This window comes from Paenibacillus gansuensis (assembly GCF_042684925.1).
Taxonomy (GTDB): domain Bacteria; phylum Bacillota; class Bacilli; order Paenibacillales; family DY6; genus Paenibacillus_N; species Paenibacillus_N gansuensis.
The window spans coordinates 1-18,697 of sequence record NZ_JBHUME010000002.1 but is presented as its reverse complement, the minus strand read 5'-3'; the positions used below and the strand labels follow the sequence as shown (position 1 = coordinate 18,697).

General features: G+C 48.2%; 18 protein-coding genes, 1 rRNA gene and 1 riboswitch. Of the genes, 14 read left to right on the top strand and 5 right to left on the bottom strand.

From position 1 onward, the window contains the following. The first annotated feature begins 97 nt into the window (after positions 1-97). Positions 98-246: riboswitch (cyclic di-AMP (ydaO/yuaA leader) on the top strand. 163 nt (positions 247-409) lie between these two features. Genes ACFSUF_RS00295 through ACFSUF_RS00285 form a run of 3 tightly spaced genes read left to right on the top strand, consistent with a single transcriptional unit; the run spans position 410 to position 3,711 of the window. Beyond that, positions 410-1,756 carry a TrkH family potassium uptake protein gene (locus tag ACFSUF_RS00295; protein ID WP_377598979.1) on the top strand — a complete coding sequence of 449 codons (1,347 nt, stop codon included), beginning with the start codon at positions 410-412 and terminating at the stop codon, positions 1,754-1,756. Positions 1,757-1,773: 17 nt separating this feature from the next. Next, entirely contained in the window at positions 1,774-2,430 is a 657-nt protein-coding gene (locus ACFSUF_RS00290; RefSeq protein ID WP_377600183.1) for a potassium channel family protein, read from the top strand. 21 nt (positions 2,431-2,451) lie between these two features. Continuing rightward, complete coding sequence (locus ACFSUF_RS00285) at positions 2,452-3,711, top strand: cation:proton antiporter (RefSeq protein ID WP_377598977.1); 1,260 nt, start codon at positions 2,452-2,454, stop codon at positions 3,709-3,711. A gap of 22 nt (positions 3,712-3,733) precedes the next feature. On the opposite strand, the gene ACFSUF_RS00280 is transcribed toward ACFSUF_RS00285, so the two are convergent. Continuing rightward, positions 3,734-4,624, bottom strand: a complete 891-nt coding sequence (locus ACFSUF_RS00280; protein ID WP_377598975.1) for a LysR substrate-binding domain-containing protein — start codon at positions 4,622-4,624, stop codon at positions 3,734-3,736. Between the two features lie 247 nt (positions 4,625-4,871). Between ACFSUF_RS00280 and ACFSUF_RS00275 the strand changes: the two genes are divergently transcribed. From ACFSUF_RS00275 to ACFSUF_RS00255, 5 genes are all read left to right on the top strand, one after another. Further along, positions 4,872-5,543 carry a succinate dehydrogenase cytochrome b558 subunit gene (locus ACFSUF_RS00275; protein WP_377598973.1) on the top strand — a complete coding sequence of 224 codons (672 nt, stop codon included), beginning with the start codon at positions 4,872-4,874 and terminating at the stop codon, positions 5,541-5,543. Between the two features lie 15 nt (positions 5,544-5,558). Next, on the top strand, positions 5,559-7,316 hold the full coding sequence (gene sdhA / locus ACFSUF_RS00270; protein WP_377598971.1) for a succinate dehydrogenase flavoprotein subunit: 1,758 nt from the start codon (positions 5,559-5,561) through the stop codon (positions 7,314-7,316). A 5-nt stretch (positions 7,317-7,321) separates the two neighbouring features. Continuing rightward, entirely contained in the window at positions 7,322-8,092 is a 771-nt protein-coding gene (gene sdhB / locus ACFSUF_RS00265; protein WP_377598969.1) for a succinate dehydrogenase iron-sulfur subunit, read from the top strand. A 95-nt stretch (positions 8,093-8,187) separates the two neighbouring features. Continuing rightward, a complete protein-coding gene (locus ACFSUF_RS00260) occupies positions 8,188-8,436 on the top strand; it encodes a hypothetical protein (RefSeq protein ID WP_377598967.1) in 249 nt (82 codons plus the stop codon). Between the two features lie 57 nt (positions 8,437-8,493). Beyond that, on the top strand, positions 8,494-9,435 hold the full coding sequence (locus tag ACFSUF_RS00255) for a DMT family transporter (RefSeq protein ID WP_377598965.1): 942 nt from the start codon (positions 8,494-8,496) through the stop codon (positions 9,433-9,435). A gap of 46 nt (positions 9,436-9,481) precedes the next feature. Here ACFSUF_RS00255 and ACFSUF_RS00250 read toward each other — a convergent pair whose 3' ends face one another. Further along, entirely contained in the window at positions 9,482-10,435 is a 954-nt protein-coding gene (locus tag ACFSUF_RS00250) for a cation diffusion facilitator family transporter (protein WP_377598963.1), read from the bottom strand. Between the two features lie 330 nt (positions 10,436-10,765). Between ACFSUF_RS00250 and ACFSUF_RS00245 the strand changes: the two genes are divergently transcribed. Beyond that, a complete protein-coding gene (locus ACFSUF_RS00245; RefSeq protein ID WP_377598961.1) occupies positions 10,766-11,698 on the top strand; it encodes a cell wall hydrolase in 933 nt (310 codons plus the stop codon). Between the two features lie 64 nt (positions 11,699-11,762). Here the strand turns inward: ACFSUF_RS00245 and ACFSUF_RS00240 are convergent, their stop codons facing one another. Both ACFSUF_RS00240 and ACFSUF_RS00235 read right to left on the bottom strand, forming a co-directional pair. Beyond that, positions 11,763-12,572, bottom strand: coding sequence for a histidinol-phosphatase (locus ACFSUF_RS00240; protein WP_377598959.1), 810 nt, complete (start codon positions 12,570-12,572; stop codon positions 11,763-11,765). Between the two features lie 69 nt (positions 12,573-12,641). Then, complete coding sequence (locus tag ACFSUF_RS00235) at positions 12,642-13,544, bottom strand: LysR family transcriptional regulator (protein ID WP_377598957.1); 903 nt, start codon at positions 13,542-13,544, stop codon at positions 12,642-12,644. 132 nt (positions 13,545-13,676) lie between these two features. Between ACFSUF_RS00235 and ACFSUF_RS00230 the strand changes: the two genes are divergently transcribed. Further along, positions 13,677-14,330: a hypothetical protein gene (locus tag ACFSUF_RS00230; protein WP_377598956.1), complete on the top strand. Its 654-nt coding sequence runs from the start codon at positions 13,677-13,679 to the stop codon at positions 14,328-14,330. Between the two features lie 57 nt (positions 14,331-14,387). On the opposite strand, the gene ACFSUF_RS00225 is transcribed toward ACFSUF_RS00230, so the two are convergent. After that, positions 14,388-15,284, bottom strand: coding sequence for a manganese catalase family protein (locus ACFSUF_RS00225; protein ID WP_377598954.1), 897 nt, complete (start codon positions 15,282-15,284; stop codon positions 14,388-14,390). Between the two features lie 211 nt (positions 15,285-15,495). Between ACFSUF_RS00225 and ACFSUF_RS00220 the strand changes: the two genes are divergently transcribed. From ACFSUF_RS00220 to ACFSUF_RS00205, 4 genes are all read left to right on the top strand, one after another. Beyond that, complete coding sequence (locus ACFSUF_RS00220) at positions 15,496-16,800, top strand: MFS transporter (protein WP_377598952.1); 1,305 nt, start codon at positions 15,496-15,498, stop codon at positions 16,798-16,800. A 164-nt stretch (positions 16,801-16,964) separates the two neighbouring features. Then, positions 16,965-17,423, top strand: coding sequence for a chemotaxis protein CheX (locus ACFSUF_RS00215; RefSeq protein ID WP_377598951.1), 459 nt, complete (start codon positions 16,965-16,967; stop codon positions 17,421-17,423). Positions 17,424-17,500: 77 nt separating this feature from the next. Continuing rightward, a complete protein-coding gene (locus ACFSUF_RS00210; protein ID WP_377598949.1) occupies positions 17,501-18,280 on the top strand; it encodes an SDR family NAD(P)-dependent oxidoreductase in 780 nt (259 codons plus the stop codon). 279 nt (positions 18,281-18,559) lie between these two features. Continuing rightward, positions 18,560-18,697 (top strand): 16S ribosomal RNA (locus tag ACFSUF_RS00205); the annotation flags it as partial.

Here is an 18,697-nt window from a genome sequence, read left to right as displayed (position 1 = left end):
TTACGCTGCAAGATTACCTTGTTACTCCTTCTGGCAACTGGAAACCTACCATAATCGATATTGTACTTCCCATTGGGCAGGATTATAATCGGATTGAACTGAATAACAGCCGAATTTCCACAGGAAAACGGGGGAACCATAGTATTATGGGGTGAATTTCATCTGCAGCCAAAGAATGGTGCGGGAGAATAGGGCTTTAGGGGCCCGAATCCGACAGCTAACCTCGTAGGCTCAGAGTTTGCCGCAGCCAGCGTTCTGTAACGTTTCTGCCGCATGGATACGATACCTTTGGGCATTGGATTTCCAATGTCTTTTTTATTTGCTCCTATCGGCGGACCGGGTTGATTCAGATCCGGCGAAGTTTGTTTAGTAGCGATTATGGTTAGTTTTGGATCTTAAGAAGAGGTGAATGGATTTGCGCAAATTGGATTTATTGAAACTGAGTCCTCCCAGGATTCTGGTTTCGGGATTCGCCCTGATCATTCTGATCGGGGGCATCCTGCTTTCCCTGCCGGTGTCGGCCGCTCCGGGTCATGAACCGATTTCATTTCTCGATGCCCTGTTTACGGCTACCTCCGCCACTTGTGTTACTGGGTTGGTCGTGGCGGACACCGGGAGGGATTTTTCTACTTTCGGTCAGGTTGTAATCATGCTGCTAATTCAGGTAGGAGGCCTGGGATTCATGACGATGGCCACCCTGGTCGCGTTGATGCTGAAAAAGAAAATCTCACTTAGAGAGCGCCTTATTCTGCAAGAGGCTCTGAACCAGAGCTCGATGGAAGGCATTGTCCGGCTGATCCGAAAAGTACTTATTTACTCCTTGACGATTGAAGCGGTAGCGGCTGTCATTTTTACAATCCGCTGGGCGTTTGAATACCCTTTAGGAAAAGCTATGTTCTTGGGGATGTGGCATGCCGTGTCCATGTTTAACAATGCCGGTTTTGACTTGTTCGGCGAGTACCGCAGCCTGACTATGTATGTAAACGACCCTGTTGTGAACGTAGTGGCTATGTGTTTGATCATTCTTGGCGGCATAGGCTTCATTGTCATGTCCGATCTTATGGATTACCGTCAGAAACGTAAGCTTTCCCTTCATACGAAAGTGGTGCTCAGTACGTCAGCCTTCCTGATTGTCCTCGGCGCACTGGTGATCTTCATTTTTGAATACAGCAATGCGAAAACCATGGGCCCGCTTAGCTTTCAGGGGAAAGTACTCAGCGCCTTTTTCCAGTCAGTCACGCCCCGCACGGCCGGAGCAAATACGCTGGATATCGCTGGTCTGCGCCAGGCAACGCAATTCTTCATTATTATTCTTATGTTTATCGGCGCTTCTCCCGGCTCTACCGGGGGCGGAATCAAGACAACTACGTTTACGACGCTGGTCGGCGGCATCATTTCGATGATCCGCGGCAAAGAGGACATCGTCCTTTTCCGTAACCGTCTGGCGAAAGACCGCCTGTTGAAAGCTTTAACGATTACGATGATCGCTCTGATCCTGGTTGTTTTTGTTTCGATGCTGCTGTCTACGACCGAGGATCACAGCTTTTTGATGATCTTGTTTGAGGTCACCTCCGCCTTCGGAACCGTAGGGCTGTCCATGGGATTAACCGCTAACTTAACCGTATTCGGAAAAATTATGATTATGCTAATGATGTTCGCCGGCCGGCTTGGTCCGCTGACTTTGGCCTATGCTCTGCAGCCGAACAAAGAGAAAGAGCTTTATAGATACCCGGAAGGGAAAATTATTATCGGATAGGAGTTTTTTACGTGAAAATGAATTCTTTTGTGATTATTGGCTTGGGCCGCTTCGGCACTTCTCTTGCCAGAGAGCTTGTTATTCAAGGATATGAAGTGCTTGGAATTGATAGAGATGAAGAAATTGTGGACGCCCTGAGCGACATATTGACTCATGCGGTCGTAGCCGATGCAACGGACGAGGAAGTGCTCCGGAGCCTTGGCGTCCGGAACTTCGACTGCGGGGTTGTTTCGATCGGGGACGATATCCAGTCGAGCATTATGGCTGCCATTTTAATGAAAGATTTGGGCATGAAGAAAGTCGTAGCCAAAGCACAATCCGAGCTGCATGGCCGTGTTTTGGAGAAAATCGGCGTGGACCGGGTTATTTACCCTGAGCGCGATATGGGGGTACGGGTTGCTCATCAGCTCGTCTCACCGAATCTGCTCGATTTTATTGAGCTGTCTAAGGATTACACCATCGCTGAGTTAGAGGTGCCTCATAAACTGCACGGAGTCACGCTTCAGGAGCTGAATTTGAGGGCCAAGTACGGCTGCAGTATTGTCGCGCTTCGGAAAATGGATGGGGTCAATATTGCTCCGACGGCAAGCGATGTGCTGCATGAAAAAGATATCATGGTCATTATCGGAACCAATGCCGAAATTGAACGCTTCGAGCTGGAAGAGATCGTGTAACTGGACGGAGGCATTCCTAACATGGCAACGGAAACTACAGAACTGATTCATCATGTGCTTTTGCTGCTTGTCATCGTCCTGTTTACGGGCATGTTGGCCGGCAAGCTGGCAGCCTTGCTGAAAGTGCCTGATGTGGTGCTTTTTATTGCAGCTGGGATGCTGCTTGGGCCGGGCTTGAAGCTGATCCATGAAGCGGGTGCTTCGTTTACGAACCAGTTTATCCTGACCCTGGGGTCTGCGCTTATTTTGTTTGACGGGGGACGCAATATCAGACTGGCCAATCTCAGGAAAGTATGGGTCACGATCAGCCTGTTGAGTGTCACAGGAGTATTTATCACAGTGGCTGCAGTCGGTGCAGCGGCACATTATATGTTCGGCATAGACTGGCTGTATGCCCTTCTTGCTGCCTCAATCATTGCCTCTACGGATCCGGCTTCCATTATTCCTGTCTTTAAACAGGTCAAAATCCGTGACAAAGTAAGGGAAACGGTGGAAAGCGAGTCGGCGTTCAACGATGCTACAGGTTCCATTTTAACCTTTACCATACTTGGCATTCTGGTGGGCAGCGGCGAGGGATTTTCCTTAGGCCATTCCGCATGGGAATTTATAAAAACGGCAGTCGGCGGCATTCTGGTCGGCGCAGTGGTGGCTTATTTGATCGCTTTTATCACTGCTCACGAGCGAATCAATTTATTCCGTCACTATACAACGATCGCCATGCTGGTAACAGCTATTGGCTCTTATACGCTTGGGGACACGCTTCATGTCAGCGGTTTTATGGCAACATTTACTGCCGGACTGGTATGGGGAAATTCAAGGGATTTCAGGCTGAACATGGAGGAGTATCATGCGGAAATGACTCATTTCTCCGAGAATATTACGGTCATCATGCGAAAGCTGATCTTTGTTCTTCTTGGCAGCCAAGTGAATTTTGAAATTTTAGGAAAGTATTTCTGGCCAAGCCTTGCCGTCGTGCTCGTGCTGATGTTTGTTGCCAGACCTTTGACGGTTGTTGCTTCCGCTCTGCCTGACTTAAAGGCACGCTGGACCTGGAAAGAGCTGTTGTTTATGATGTGGGTAAGGGAAACGGGAGTGATTCCGGCGGCTTTAGCCGGTATGGTGGCAAGCCTTGGATTGAAACATACGGATATTATATCCTCGGTAACGTTTATGGCGATTTTAATTACCATATTAGTACAGGCAAGCACGGCAGGTTTTGTCGCACGCAGGCTGGGACTTGAAGTTCAAACCGATACAGCAAACCATCCTGATCCCGTATAACGGCCCAGGATGGTTTCTTTTTTCAGGAGGAAGAATAATAATTCTTGGTAGCCTCTATTAATTGCCTGGTTGATTCGTTCAGGGACGCAGGGGGACCGTAAATAATGGAGGTCGTTCTCGCCGTCCGTTCAAACACTTCAATTCTGCGCATCAGCAGGCCGTTATTATCTAGGATACCTTGTCCTATGTAGGATTGCGGGAGCAGCGTGGCGATGTTTAAAGTAGATACGAGGCGGGTAATGGCTTCGAATGAATCAATTTCCATCCGCACATCAGGCTGAATGCCGTATTTCAGAAACATATCGTCCGTGAGCGTCCGGTACCATGTTCCTTTGGAAAACAGAATCAAAGGCAGCCCGGTTAAATCGTCAATCGACAGCTCCTCTCTGCGGGCATATTCGTGGCTCTGGGGAAGCACAAGGCACAGATGGTCGTCGAACAAAGGGTCGCAGTGGAGGTCGGAGTGGTCGATCACGGTGGCAATGATGCCTATATCCACCTTCCGGTCCTTAACCAGTGAAACTATTTCATGTGTTTTGCCGGTTACGGCTTTCAAATCGGTTTCGGGGTAATGCTTAGTATAGAGCGTAATCAGTTCAGGAAGAGTGGATTGAAGTGTTGTAAGGCTTGCCCCGATCGTGACGCTGCCGCCGCCCGTCTGATAACTGTTAATCTCTCTTAGCATTTGCTGTTCCAGGTTGCGCATCTGCACAGCATAGTCATAACAGATCCTGCCCAGTCTGGTAAGTTCCAAGTGCTTTCCTACGCGGTCAAACAACAGGATTCCAAGCTGGGATTCCAGCTTTCCTATCTTCCGGGACAAAGCAGGCTGGGATAAATTGAGGGCTTGGGATGCCTTGTTTAAAGATCCGTGTTCCACAACCATTGCGAATATATCCAAATCTTCCAGCATTGTGAATGAGATCTCCTTTATAACAAAATGACATTAATTTTAATAAGAAATTAACATTTTTATTATAAGTCAAAAGGGAGTAATATGGTAGTATGCCATGTTGAAGCGAAGTTCGGCAGTCCTACTTTTCGTGTTCATTCGACAACGAATGACCGGATTTCATTGACGATGCGGACGAGTAGCAGTACAATAAATTTTGGCTTTTGAAAACGCTTCGGTGACGTAAGATGAAAGGGGAACGCTACTAATGAAAGGAAATTCTTATTATTCCCGTAAGCTGCACTCTTTGCTTGGAGTAATTCCGCTGGGCTTCTTTCTTGTGGAGCACATGCTGACGAACTTCGCGGCTGTAGAAGGCGGCAAACAAGGTTTTAACGATTTGGTTGCATTTCTGAACGGTCTTCCGCTTGTGCTGGTTCTCGAAATTTTCGGAATTTGGCTGCCGTTGCTGTACCACGGGGTGTACGGTTTATATGTAGCCTATCAGTCCCGCAACAATGTTAACAATTATGGTTATTTCCGCAATCTGATGTTCACACTTCAGCGTGTAACCGGCGTTCTAACGTTTGTCTTCGTTATTTGGCACGTGTTTGAGACACGGTTCCAGGTGGCTATCGGCAATGTAACGCACGAAACGCTGGGTGAGCAGATGCACAGTATTTTGTCCAATCCGATTTTCCTTGCATTGTACATCATCGGTGTTGTTGCAGCATCATTCCATTTTACCAACGGCATGTGGTCATTCCTCGTTGCCTGGGGAATCACGGTCGGACCAAGAGCTCAAAGAGCGTCTTCTTATGTATGGATGATCCTGTTTGTCATTTTATCCGCAATGTTTATTACGTCCTTGCTAGCATTCACCGGCAGCGATTTTGCCGAAACGGCATCGGCGGTATCTTCCATTCAATCGATAGGTTAAGAGGAGTGAACAGCAATGGCTAATTCTAGAGTTATCGTAGTAGGCGGCGGTCTCGCAGGCTTGATGGCCACCATTAAAGCGGCTGAAGCCGGCGTTCACGTCGACCTCTTCTCGTTAGTACCCGTGAAACGTTCCCACTCCGTTTGCGCGCAAGGCGGCATCAACGGAGCTGTAAATACCAAAGGTGAAGGTGATTCCCCGTGGGAGCACTTCGACGACACGATTTATGGCGGTGACTTCCTGGCGAATCAGCCTCCTGTTAAAGCGATGTGCGAGGCTGCGCCGGGCATTATCCACTTAATGGACCGGATGGGCGTTATGTTCAACCGTACACCGGAAGGATTGTTGGATTTCCGCCGTTTCGGCGGTACCAAACATCACCGTACGGCGTTTGCAGGCGCTACTACCGGCCAGCAGCTGTTGTACGCTTTGGATGAGCAGGTGCGCCGGTGGGAAACAGCAGGTCTTGTAAATAAATACGAACACTGGGAATTCCTTTCCGCCGTCATTGACGACGAGGGTGTCTGCCGCGGGATTTCCGCTCAAGACCTTCGGACCATGCAGGTGCACACGTTCCGTGCAGATGCCGTTATTATGGCTACAGGCGGCCCTGGAATTATTTTTGGTAAATCTACAAACTCCGTTATCAACACGGGTACTGCAGCAAGCGCTCTGTATCAGCAAGGCGTTTATTATGCCAACGGGGAGTTTATTCAAATTCACCCGACGGCCATTCCCGGCGATGACAAGCTGCGCCTGATGTCCGAATCCGCCCGCGGTGAGGGTGGACGCGTATGGACTTATAAAGACGGCAAGCCTTGGTACTTCCTTGAGGAGAAATATCCGGCTTACGGGAACCTGGTGCCGCGTGATATCGCGACCCGCGAAATTTTTGACGTTTGCGTTAACATGAAGCTGGGCGTTAACGGCGAGAACATGGTATATCTGGACCTGTCTCATAAGGATCCGAAGGAACTTGACGTGAAGCTGGGCGGAATTATTGAAATCTATGAGAAATTCATGGGTGACGATCCGCGCAAAATTCCAATGAAGATTTTCCCTGCCGTTCATTATTCCATGGGCGGCATGTGGGTAGATTATAACCAGATGACCAATATTCCGGGCTTGTTCGCAGCTGGCGAGTGCGATTATTCACAGCATGGTGCGAACCGTCTGGGGGCGAACTCTCTCGTATCCGCGATCTACGGCGGCATGGTGGCCGGACCGAAGGCAATCGAGTACATCCGCGGCTTGAACAAGCATGCGGAAGATGTTTCTTCTTCGATTTTCGACGGCGAAGCCAAGAAGCAGACCGACAAATATGAAGGTCTTCTGAACATGAACGGCACGGAGAATGCATACGTAATCCACAAAGAGCTTGGCGAATGGATGACGAACAACGTTACGGTAGTACGTTATAACAAAGCTCTCCAGGAAACCGACAACAAAATTGTAGAGCTGATGGAGCGTTACAAAAACATTAATATTACAGATACGGCGCGCTGGAACAACCAAGGGGTAGCTTTTACCCGCCAGCTGTGGAACATGCTGGAGTTGGCCCGTGTCATGACAATCGGTGCCCTGCAGCGTAACGAGAGCCGCGGTGCACATTATAAGCCGGAATTCCCTGAGCGCGACGACGAGAACTTCCTGAAAACGACGAAAGCCAGATGGACGCCGAACGGACCTGTCATCGAATACGAAGATGTGGATATTTCGTTGATCCCGCCTCGTAAACGTGACTACTCTACGGATAAGAAGAAGGGAGAGTAAGGATCATGGCTGAAACAACAACAGCAGCAGCATCCAAAACGGTCAAGTTTATGGTTACGCGGCAGGACAGCCCGGACTCCAAGCCTTATCAGGAAGAGTTCGAGATTCCTTACCGCCCGAATATGAACGTGATCAGTGCTTTCATGGAGATTCAACGGAATCCCAAAAATTCTGCAGGCCAAGAAACTACTCCGGTTTGTTGGGAATCCAACTGTCTGGAGGAAGTATGCGGCGCGTGCTCTATGGTAATCAACGGCAAGCCGCGTCAGGCATGTACTGCACTTGTAGATAAGCTTGAGCAGCCTATCCGCATTGAGCCGATGCGTACGTTCCCGGTGGTGCGCGACCTTGTCATCAACCGTGAGCGCATGTTTAACTCGCTTAAGCGCGTTAAAGCTTGGATTCCGATTGACGGTACGTACGATTTGGGGCCGGGTCCCCGTATGGCGGAAACAAAGCGCCAGTGGGCTTATGAACTGTCCAAATGCATGACTTGCGGCGTTTGCCTTGAGGCTTGCCCGAACGTAAACGACCGCAGCTCGTTTATCGGTCCTGCCCCGATTTCGCAAGTTCGTTTGTTTAACGCTCATCCTACAGGTGAGATGAACAAAGACGAGCGTCTGGAGACACTGATGGAAGACGGCGGCATCGAGGGCTGCGGCAACTCGCAGAACTGCGTACGTTCCTGCCCGAAAGGCATTCCGCTTACAACGTCCATCGCTGCGATCAACGGAGACACGACGAAGCATATGTTTAAGAAATGGCTGGGTATGTAAGATACCTGCAAAGCGCGTGAAGCACACCGCTCTCTCCCTTATGGGGGAGGGCGGTTTTTGTTTTCATTCCATGCAGCAGTTAAGGAGGAGTAAATATGGGGTTTAATCGCCACTACGGAACCTGGATAACGGAATCCACTGGTGAACGGCTCAGAAGACTGGGTGAGCATGGCCATGCGGAGGTGATGTTCTTAGACAAAGTTTGGTGGCCGGCTGTAGGCAGTTTCGATCACCTGCTGGCTGAATGGGAAGTGGAGGACTCACGGGGCAGCAGGTTTCTTGATTTCGCCTATATCCGTACACCTCACCTCCGGCAACACTTCCCGCTTTCTTTTCTCGCGTAGTTTCGCTACAATAACACAGTATGTTTTCAACTAGACTAGAAGGCGGTTTAATTTTTCATGACAGCAGAGAAGTTTTTTACACACCCGTTAGGCATTATTGGTTCGGCAACGGCAGCGACATTCCTGTGGGGGACGGCGTTTCCGTTTGTAAAATTAAGTTATGCGGAGCTGCATATTGTGCGCACGGATACGTTTGGGCAGATGGTGTTCGCAGGGTACCGGTTCGCATTGGCAGGCATCCTGATCATGCTGTTTATGGCTCTAATGAAGCAACCTGTAAGCTACGCCCGCGGCACTTGGAAAGGCTTGTCTAAATTAGCCCTGTTCCAAACGTTTCTACAATACGTCTTTTTCTATGTGGGCATGAGTATTTCCACGGGTATTCAGGGGTCCATCATTGCAGGAGCAACGTCATTCTTTCAAATCCTGATTGCCCATTTCATGTATAAGAACGACGCCCTTACCCTTCGCAAAATGATCGGCATTCTATTGGGTTTTCTTGGCATTCTTTCAGTCGGATTTAGTGAGCAGGGGTTGCACATACAATTTGGTTGGGGTGAGTTACTATTGCTGATTGCTATGTTCTTTGGCGGGCTCGGTAACGTAGTAGCCAAAAATGAAGCAAAACATATGAACATCCTCTATATGACGTCCTGGCAGATGGTTATCGGAGGCATGGCCCTCATTCTAGTAGGCGCAACCGCAGCCGGACTGGTCCCGTTCCAATTTAATCTGACTTCGCTGCTAATGCTTTTATACCTATCAGTTCTGTCGGCAGCAGGTTTCGTGCTTTGGAACAACGTCATGAAGTTCAACAAGGTTGGCACTGTGTCTATGTACCTTTTCCTGATCCCGGTGTTTGGCGTATTCCTGTCGGCTGTGATGTTAAGCGAGGAAGTCCACAGCATTATTATGCTTTCCTTGGCCTTGGTCGTGTCCGGAATTGTAATTGTAAACCGGCAGCCGGCACCTGTTGCTGCAGTAAAGACATCATCTTAATCCAAAAAAGAAGACCAAATCGGGATCAACCCGGTTTGGTCTTCTCTCAATGCCCCGCTTCCGAAGCTTCTATCTCTTTTTGCTTCAAAAATTCCTTACCGTACTCACCATGAGGGTGTATGCCCGCATGCTCCATTTGAATGGTCGAATGGTCAATCCCGTATTTGTTCTTCAAGGTTTCGTTGATAGCAAGGATAATACAGAAAGGCTGAATCTTCTCGTCGATAAACACATGCGCCGTAAGAGAGTAGTGATCTGACGAAATCGCCCACAGATGCATTTCATGAACGTCCTCCACACCCTCAACTTCTGCAAGAGAGGCGCGGATCTCATCGAGATCAAATTTCTCAGGTACCGATTCCATTAAAATAAGTGTGGATTCTCTGATAATTTTGTATCCGCCGATAAAAATAATGACACCGATCACCATGCTGATCAACGGATCAAAGAACCGCAGACCGGTAAAGTAAATGATGATGGCCGAAATAATAACGCCGATCGAGCTTAACAAATCCCCTATAAAATGCCACAAGGCGCTCTTCACATTTAAATTTTCTTCTTCTTTCATGCTGCGGCTGAGCACAATGGTCAATATCAGGTTTACGGTAAAGCCGATGCACGCAATCGTAAGCATAAGTCCCAAATCAATTTCTTCCGGATTCAGGAAACGGCGGATCCCCTCAATGAAAATACCAATCGCAATAACAGCCAGGGCTAATCCGTTCAGGAAGGAAGCGATGATTTCGAACCGCAAATAGCCGAACGTAAATTTGGCATTAGGCGGCCGTGTGGCCATATAGATGGCCGTCATGCTTAGTCCAAGTGCGATGACATCGGAAACCATGTGGGCGGAATCGGATAATAGAGCCAATGAGTTCGAAACCAGGCCGCCGATGACCTCTACAATTGTAAAAAATAGAGTAAGCAATAGTGTGATCCAGAGCGTTCGTTTGGAACGGCTCTGCTTTTTTACATGTTCATGATGATGGAAATCGTACATTTATGCACCTCCGCGCAACTGTGAATAGTATATGCATTATACGCAATAACAACGGGATTCGCAATGACCGGAATGGGATTCGCAAGACATTTGTAATGAAAAAGAAATATACATGTCATCCGCCTATAATGTTGACAGGTTAAGATAAATGCAAGACCCCCTTTTGTATATATACTTTGGCCGCCGTAGGCCAGCAAGCCGCCGATCAGGCGGCTTTTTTTTGTGTGAAAAACAATGACTTCCAGTATTTAGCCCGACACAACATCCATATTCTATGTTATTATTACAAAATCTTTAAAAAAGGAGAGAAGAACCATTCGAAAATTACCCATGATTGTGCTGCTGATTGTCCTGGCGGCTTCCATCCCGGTTCATGTCACTGCCGATAAGCCTGCTGATTCGGAAGTAACAGACGTTAAGGAAGTTGTTATGGATGATAAAGAGGCCTTTATGGATAAAGATCGACTGTATGTTCCGATCCGTTCTGTAGTTGAACATGGAGAAGCCAAGGCTGCCTGGGATCAAGGCAAAAGGCGCCTGCTGGTGCAAACCTCCTCTGGCGACTGGTATGCCCAGTCTATAAATCAATACAAAATGATGTTTAACGGAAAACTCTACATTACGGATAAACCCCTGATTTTACGGAACAACCGGGCTTATATGCCTGTCCGGTATGCAGCCGAACTGTTTCATAAAGAGGCCGAATATGTGGAACGGGATCAAGCCGTCCACTTGCAGGATATACCGAAATATGAAGTCCAGAAAGGCGATACTCTGCCAAAGATCAGCTCCAAGCTTAACATTCCCGTCCGCTTGCTCAAAGAGCGCAACCGTTTGACTAGCGACGCTTTACAATCGGGGCAGCAATTAAGTACCGTTATTCCCCGGGCAATGGAAGAGAAGAATAAGATGAAGGAGATGTATCTGTTGGCAAGGCTGGTTGAATCCGAGGCCGGCGGGGAACCGATGAAAGGGAAAGTGGCGGTTGCAAATGTCGTTTTAAACCGTGTGGAAGACAACCGTTTCCCGGATACGATCCGCGATGTCATCTATGCGCATAACCAGTTTGAAGTGGTAGCAAACGGATCGATTGAACGCAAAGTGCCAAGCTCAGACTCCGTGGAAGCCGCCCAGCTTGCGTTAAACGGCGTGAATTATGTGCCGGAAGCGGTTTTCTTCTATAACCCTTCATTAGTGCGCAGTCCTTTCCTTGAGAGACTGTCCTACGTGGCGGTTATCGGAGGACATGAATTTAAAAAATAATACTCAGATAAAATCCCCGGGCCAGGCCGATAAGCGAGCTGATCCGGGGATTTTATTGTTTTCGTTATAAGGGAACAGATTGCATCTCTTTGTTCCGGAAATACACCCATTCCTTGAATCCGATCTCCTTCAATTTTACGCTGACTTCGTTCCAGTCGTCGCCTACCCGTTCCGGAACATGAGCATCAGAACCAAAAGTGATATGTACACCGTAATGAAGGCACATCTCCAGCATCAGATCGGAAGGATACCAGCCCCCAACATCTTTTGTTTTCCCGGAGGTGTTTACTTCAATCGCCATATGGTGTTCGCCAAGAATCTTGATGGTTTGTTCCACCGCAGCGGTCTGGATATCGGAAAATGCGGGATAATAGCCTTTCATGGCATCGATATGTCCGAGAATCTGAAAAGCGCCGCTTTGGGCAGATTCGGAGATTAGCCTGTAGTATTCTTCTTTATGCCGAGTTTGTTCTTTCGGAGGCAGTCCGTTCCATCTTTTTTTATTGAAAATACTGACGCCGCCGGATTGATGGACCGAACCGATAATATAATCGAAGGGATATTTCTCATATTCTTTCCTGTAGGTTTCTATATGCTCGGGAAAAAAGTCGGATTCCACACCGAGCAATACCTCGATCTTCCCTTTGTACTCCTCTTTCAGCTTCAATACTTCCTTTACGTAATTGGGAAATTCGCTTTTGGCCATGGTAATCCCCGGGTGAGGGCGGTCAACGCCGCTTCCAAAGTAGGGAGAGTGGTCAGATATTCCGATGACTTGAAGTCCATGCTTGATGGCGGACTCGATATAATCACGTATCTCGCCTTTGGCATGGCCGCAGCGTTCATGATGCGTATGAAGATCGAATTTGGTCATTAGGGGAGCGCCTCCGTTTCATGTTTCCTTCCGAGCATTAGTTTACCTGCCTGACTTTGTTCTCATTCGTCATTCGGAACCGATAAACTGTGTTTCCGGCATCCCTTTCAAGTCGCTCAAAAACTGCTGCATCGCCGAGTTCAGGTAGCGTCCCGATTTGTAGACAATGCCTACAGGGTGAGCCACTTGCAGTTCGTTCACCTGGATCGCCTTTAATGTGCCAAGACGAAGCTCGTTCGAGATAGAGAGCTTGGAAATAATGGCGGCGCCCAAATTCAACTCCACCATCCGTTTCACTTCTTCACTGGAGGAGAGTTCCATCACTACGTTAGGCGTTATGGAAAACTTCCGGAACATCTGGTCGGCAAACCTTCTGCCCGCCGTATCCTGGCCAAGCATGATGAAAGGAATATCCTTCAGATTTTCTACATGGGTGTGCCTGAGATGGCTCAGCGGGTGCTCCGGTGAGACGACGAGTTCGAACGTGTCGTAATAAAGCACCGAGGTCTCTAAAGCGGGAGACTTCTCGTTAAGGTACCCGATGCCCAAGTCCACGATACCGTTTTCCACACTGCTCATAATCTGTGAGGAATTCATGGAATGTATCGTTGTCTTGATCAGCGGAAATTGATCTTGGAAATACGAAAGGACCCGGGGCAGAATTTGAATCGCAATGGAAGTGGTGGTGCCTAAATGGATGTGGCCCTGGGGAATCTGATTCAGATCGGACAGCTTCTGCTTCAGCTCTTCCACTACCTGCAGAATTTGTACCGCATGGTCCAAAAATACTCTCCCTCGATCGGTCAGCGTAACCGGTTGGTTGCGGTCAACAAGAACGGTTTTGAACTCGTCTTCCAAACTTTTAATCTGGGCCGATACGGCTGGCTGGGTTAAGTTAAGAATTTCGCCGGCTTTCCGAAAGCTCATCGTCTTCGAAATGGTGATTAATGTTTCAAGCTGGTTGATATTCATCGCTCTTACCCCTCCAAAAAACTAATATTTATCATTAGTAAACTAATCTATAAATATTATTATATGTCAATCGCCAATAGGGGGCAATGAGGTTTTTGGTTTGCTTTTACTCAAGTTTGAGTATAATGACTGATGTTCGCACTGGAGCTCGGCGGTAAGGATTATGCATGGAACTGGTACCCGATTATCAGCTTATTTGCCGGCTTTGCTTTGCTGCTTATCGGGTTCATCTACCGTGAAAGCAAAGCTGCAGATCCGATTGTTCCGCTGGTTCTATTCCGCAAACGGTTGTTTACGGCAAGTCAGCTGATCAGTTTCTTTTACGGAGCGGTTATGATTTCTGCAGCAACCTACATTCCGATCTATGTTCAGGGCGTTTATCAAGGAACGGCCAGCCAGTCGGGTACCGTATTGACTCCGATGATGCTGGGGGTTGTAGCGAGAACCGAAGCGGGCAAAGCCTTGTTCCACGGGCTGCTATCGGAACAGCTTCTCGAACGAATGCCTAAGTGTAACCCGATTTACGCTGCATTACCCTTTGTGCATCACGGCAATCAGGAAGAGATCGCCGGTATCCTCAGAGAGCGGATTGAACAGCAGGAACAGTTTATTCTTCATATGAAGAGTGTATATGAGGAGCACATTGCGACAGTGCCTCGAGGGGTACTTCACCTGATGATGGGCGCTTACGAACATGCCAAGATCGAATTAAGCTGGTTAGAACGATTGCATAAAGACGCTGAACATGGTCGGCTTTTGGAACGGGGGACATCACTAGAAGAATAAAGAAACTGCTTTCCGACAATGGGATGATCCCAGCCGGAAAGCAGTTTTTTTACGATTTCACAACCCTGCAGATTTTTGCAGTCGCTTGGCAATTTCCATGAACTCGTCCGGTCCGATACCCGGTGCGAATTCCTCCGGAACATCTGGATATTCGGGGATCGGTCCGCCCTCCGGTGTCCCGTCGACCACTTCCAAAGGCAGGCCGTCTTCCGGATGAGGTCCTTTCCAAATTTGGGCGATATCCCGGTAATCCTCATCACTGAACCGGTATAATTTGCGGTGAAGTCCGCTTTCTTCATACTTTCGTGTTGCATCGAACGATTTATTGCTCAGATTCGGTATCGGTATCATCTTGGTCATATCTACTCCCGTGGCCATTTCAAGAGCCTTGGCATAAGCAACCACATGCACGCCTCCGCGGACAAGGAGATAACCGATCATTTCTCTGGCTACCGGATGGTCGGTCAGTTCATAACATCGCATTTTATGGGTTCTTGCTCCGCACTCCAAAAAGAAATTGTGCAGTAAATCCAATATCAGATTGCCGCTGTTAAATACATAATCGCCATCCCACGGTTTGCCCATTGAATTCATGGGGAGTCCTGATTGTGCCCCGGCGATGAAATGATGGGTGTTTCTCGCATCCTTGCCCGGCTTTAATGGGGTTTCATCCGGCGGAGCAGGGTTAGTTGTACCGGCAAGGCAAAGATTAATCGCATTGGTAACCAGCTCGACGTGGCCGAATTCCTCAGCTGTTATGCTGGCGACAAGATCATAAAAAGGCTTCAGTTTCGTTTTACCCCGGAAGTTAAAGGACTGGAACATATAATTATTCAACGTGGACAACTCTCCGAAACGTCCGCCAAGCAGTTCCTGCACGGCTGCGGCTGCATTTGGGTCTGAATAAGCGGGCTGCGGCAGTTCGATTTGCAGTCTGTTGATTCGTTTAAACATGGCTTACCTCCTACAGCTTCCAATTTTGGTATACAAGCATACCCTTATCTATCACACAACCCACGGGTAATGAAACGATGGAGCAGCTGAATAATTATAAAGAACTTCATATATAGTCCGCAGGGATTAGGCAGGCTGTTGTCGAACAGCTACCACAAGTATCATATTTCAGGTAAGGCGGTCAAAATGTGAAAGTAAAGGAGGATTCACTATGAATCCAAAAGCTGTCCGGGGCTGGGTACTTTACGATTGGGCTAATTCCGCTTTCGTCACCACCATGGTGGCTGCCGTGCTTCCGATTTACTATAAAGACGTGGCGGCAAAAGATTTACCAGGCAACACGGCCGACGCTTACTGGGGATACTCACAGTCCGCCGCCATGCTGATTGTTGCGCTGCTTGCGCCGCTGCTTGGTGCTGTGGCGGATTTGTCCGGCCGTAAGGCTTTATTTTTACGCTGGTTCTCTTTTCTGGGGATTGCGGCAAGCGGTTGTTTCGCCTTCGTTGGGACGGGGGACTATGTTTTAGCTTCGGCTCTGCTGATTTTATCAACCGTGGGGTATACGGGGGGAAACACGTTTTATGATGCGCTGCTGCCTGATTTAGTAGAAGCAAAAGACCGCGACCGAATCTCATCCCGCGGCTACGCCATCGGCTATACCGGCGGAGGGCTTCTGCTCACTATAAACTTGGCGATGATGCTGAAGCCGGAGTTTTTTGGTTTTCCGGATACGCAGACCGCGACAAGAGCCGCTTTTGTAACGGTGGCGTTATGGTGGTTTGTATTTTCTCTGCCATTGTTCAAGCATGTTCGGGATGCACGGCATCCGGTTTCAAGGACTTGGGCACAGTACGGTCAGGAGGGCTTCGGAAGAATCGGCAGGACACTCCGGCAGTTGAAGCACTATCCTGAGCTTGTGAAATATATGATTGCTTTCTGGTTTTTTAATGACGGCATAAATACGATCATTTCCATGGCAACCATCTATGGCCGGGGGATCGGCATAGACAGGAATGACTTGATTACCGCTTTGGTTATCACACAATTCGTGGGCATACCCTGTACCTATTTGTTCGGCAAAATCGCTGACCGTTTCGGTTCCAAAAACTCGCTGTATGTTTCCTTGGGCATCTACGTGCTCATTGTCATTTTAGGCTATAACATGGCTTCATCCTTTCATTTTTATCTGTTGGCCGGTACAGTTGGGCTTGTGCAGGGAGGCAGCCAGGCAATCGCCAGGTCCATTTACAGCCGTATGGTACCGAAGTCGCAAAGCGCGGAATTTTTCGGGTTTTTAAGCGTATCCAGTAAATTCTCGGCTATGGTGGGTCCTTTTGTATTCGCCTTAACGGCTCAGGTGACAGGTTCTTCCCGTCTTGCAATCCTATCGCTGCTGTTGTTCTTTATTGTCGGCATAGGGCTTCTAACCCGTGTGAATATTGCAAAAGGAGAGGCCGAAGCGGATCAGCATGTGCCTGTAGTACCGCCCGGCCGTGATCAAACTCTGCTGATGTAGGGTTATAGGTGCTCCTTTATAACAAAGTTCGACATTACTTTTGTCACATGTTTTGGCGGCGAATGTAACTTTAGTTCTATACTTATTGGAAAATATTAAGTATAATGACGTTATACAAGAAACAGGGAATAGTTCGAATCCTGTCGAAAAGGGGCGCCGTCTTCATGAAGGCTGAGTATATTAATCCGTTTTTGGAAGCTGCCAGAATTGTTATCGAGCAGGTCATCAACATACGTCCTTCTACCGGGGCATTGGGTGTCAAGGATGTTGTGTTTGTCGAGAAATATGTCTGGATCCAAATCGGCATGACAGGCCAGATGAGCGGTGACATTGTTTTCGGATTGCATGAGGAAGTCGCGTTAAGACTGGTTTCCGCCATGATGGGCGGGTATCATATCACCGAGATGGACGATATGACGCAAAGCGCCATTTCCGAGCTTGGCAATATGATCAGCGGAAATGCCAGTACGATGTTGTTTAATCAAGGAGTACGGGTGGACATCACTCCACCGAAGCTGATGCATTCTGCTTCTGCGGCGGCTTTCGTACCTAAGAGGGCATTGACGATTCCTTTAATCATGGACACTATAGGTGAACTCGACATTCAGGTATTGATCGCATAATCTTTCCACATTATAGTTAAAGCGGCGGGCTGCCGAGCGGCCGGCCGCTTTTTGCTTAAGCATACGGGGAGGGTTAGATGGTGGACTTACATAATAAGATCGTAGTGATTACTGGGGCATCCAGCGGCATCGGGGCGGAAACTGCCCGGGAATTCAGCAGACAGGGGGCTGTTCCGATACTTACAGCTAGGTCTGTGGATCAGCTTCATGAAGTGGCAGGAAAGCTGGAAGGGCGCTTCGGGGTGTTCCGGCTTGATGTAACTAAGGAGGATGAGGTACGGGATGTTTTTGCCCTCATCGAACAGAAGTTTGGCCCGATAGATGTTTTGGTAAACAACGCGGGATTCGGTTTTTTTGAAACCGTATTGGATGCTCCTGTACATCATATGGAGGATATGATGAACGTTAATTATATGGGAACAGTCCGGTGTGTCAAAAACGTACTTCCAGGCATGACAGCTAGACGAAGCGGGCATATTGTCAATGTGGCGTCACTTGCAGGCAAGGTTGCTACGGCTAAAGCTGCAGGGTATGCTGCTACGAAACATGCCGTATTGGGATTTTCAAACGGTCTTCGTCAAGAGATGAAAGGTACCGGAGTGCGGATCACAACCATTAACCCTGGACCGGTTGCTACGCCGTTCTTAACCAAAGCCGATCCCGAAGGCGGGTATTTCGACAACGTTAAAGGGTTGATTTTAACCCCTGAGCAAGTAGCTGCTGCTATTGTGAATTCCGTTAAAAGAGGAAAAGAAGAAGTGAATTTACCCTCAGCAGCAGGTTTTGCTTTACGATTCTATCATCTGTTCCCGCGCTGGATTGATCGGGTCGGACACCGGTTGCTAAACCGAAAATGATTGTAATTTATTACCTGTTGTCAAAGGGATTGAATCTTGGTATATTATAAGTCCGGCCGCTGAAGAGGCGGTTGGCTGACAGATTCCAAGTTGAAGTAAAGTTGAAATTTATGCTTGCAAAACTCTGGGCTGTGTGATAACATATGATTCTGTTGCCGCGATTTGATCTGTGGTGAAGAATGCAGTTTGATCTTTGAAAACTGAACATCGAGCGAATAAGAAGTCACTGACAGTGACTTAAATAAATGTCAGCTTTAGATTGAGCAAGTCAAACGAACTTTTATGGAGAGTTTGATCCTGGCTCAGGACGAACGCTGGCGGCGTGCCTAATACATGCAAGTCGAGCGGAGTGGAAGAGAAGCTTGCTTCTCTGATACTTAGCGGCGGACGGGTGAGTAACACGTAGGCAACCTGCCT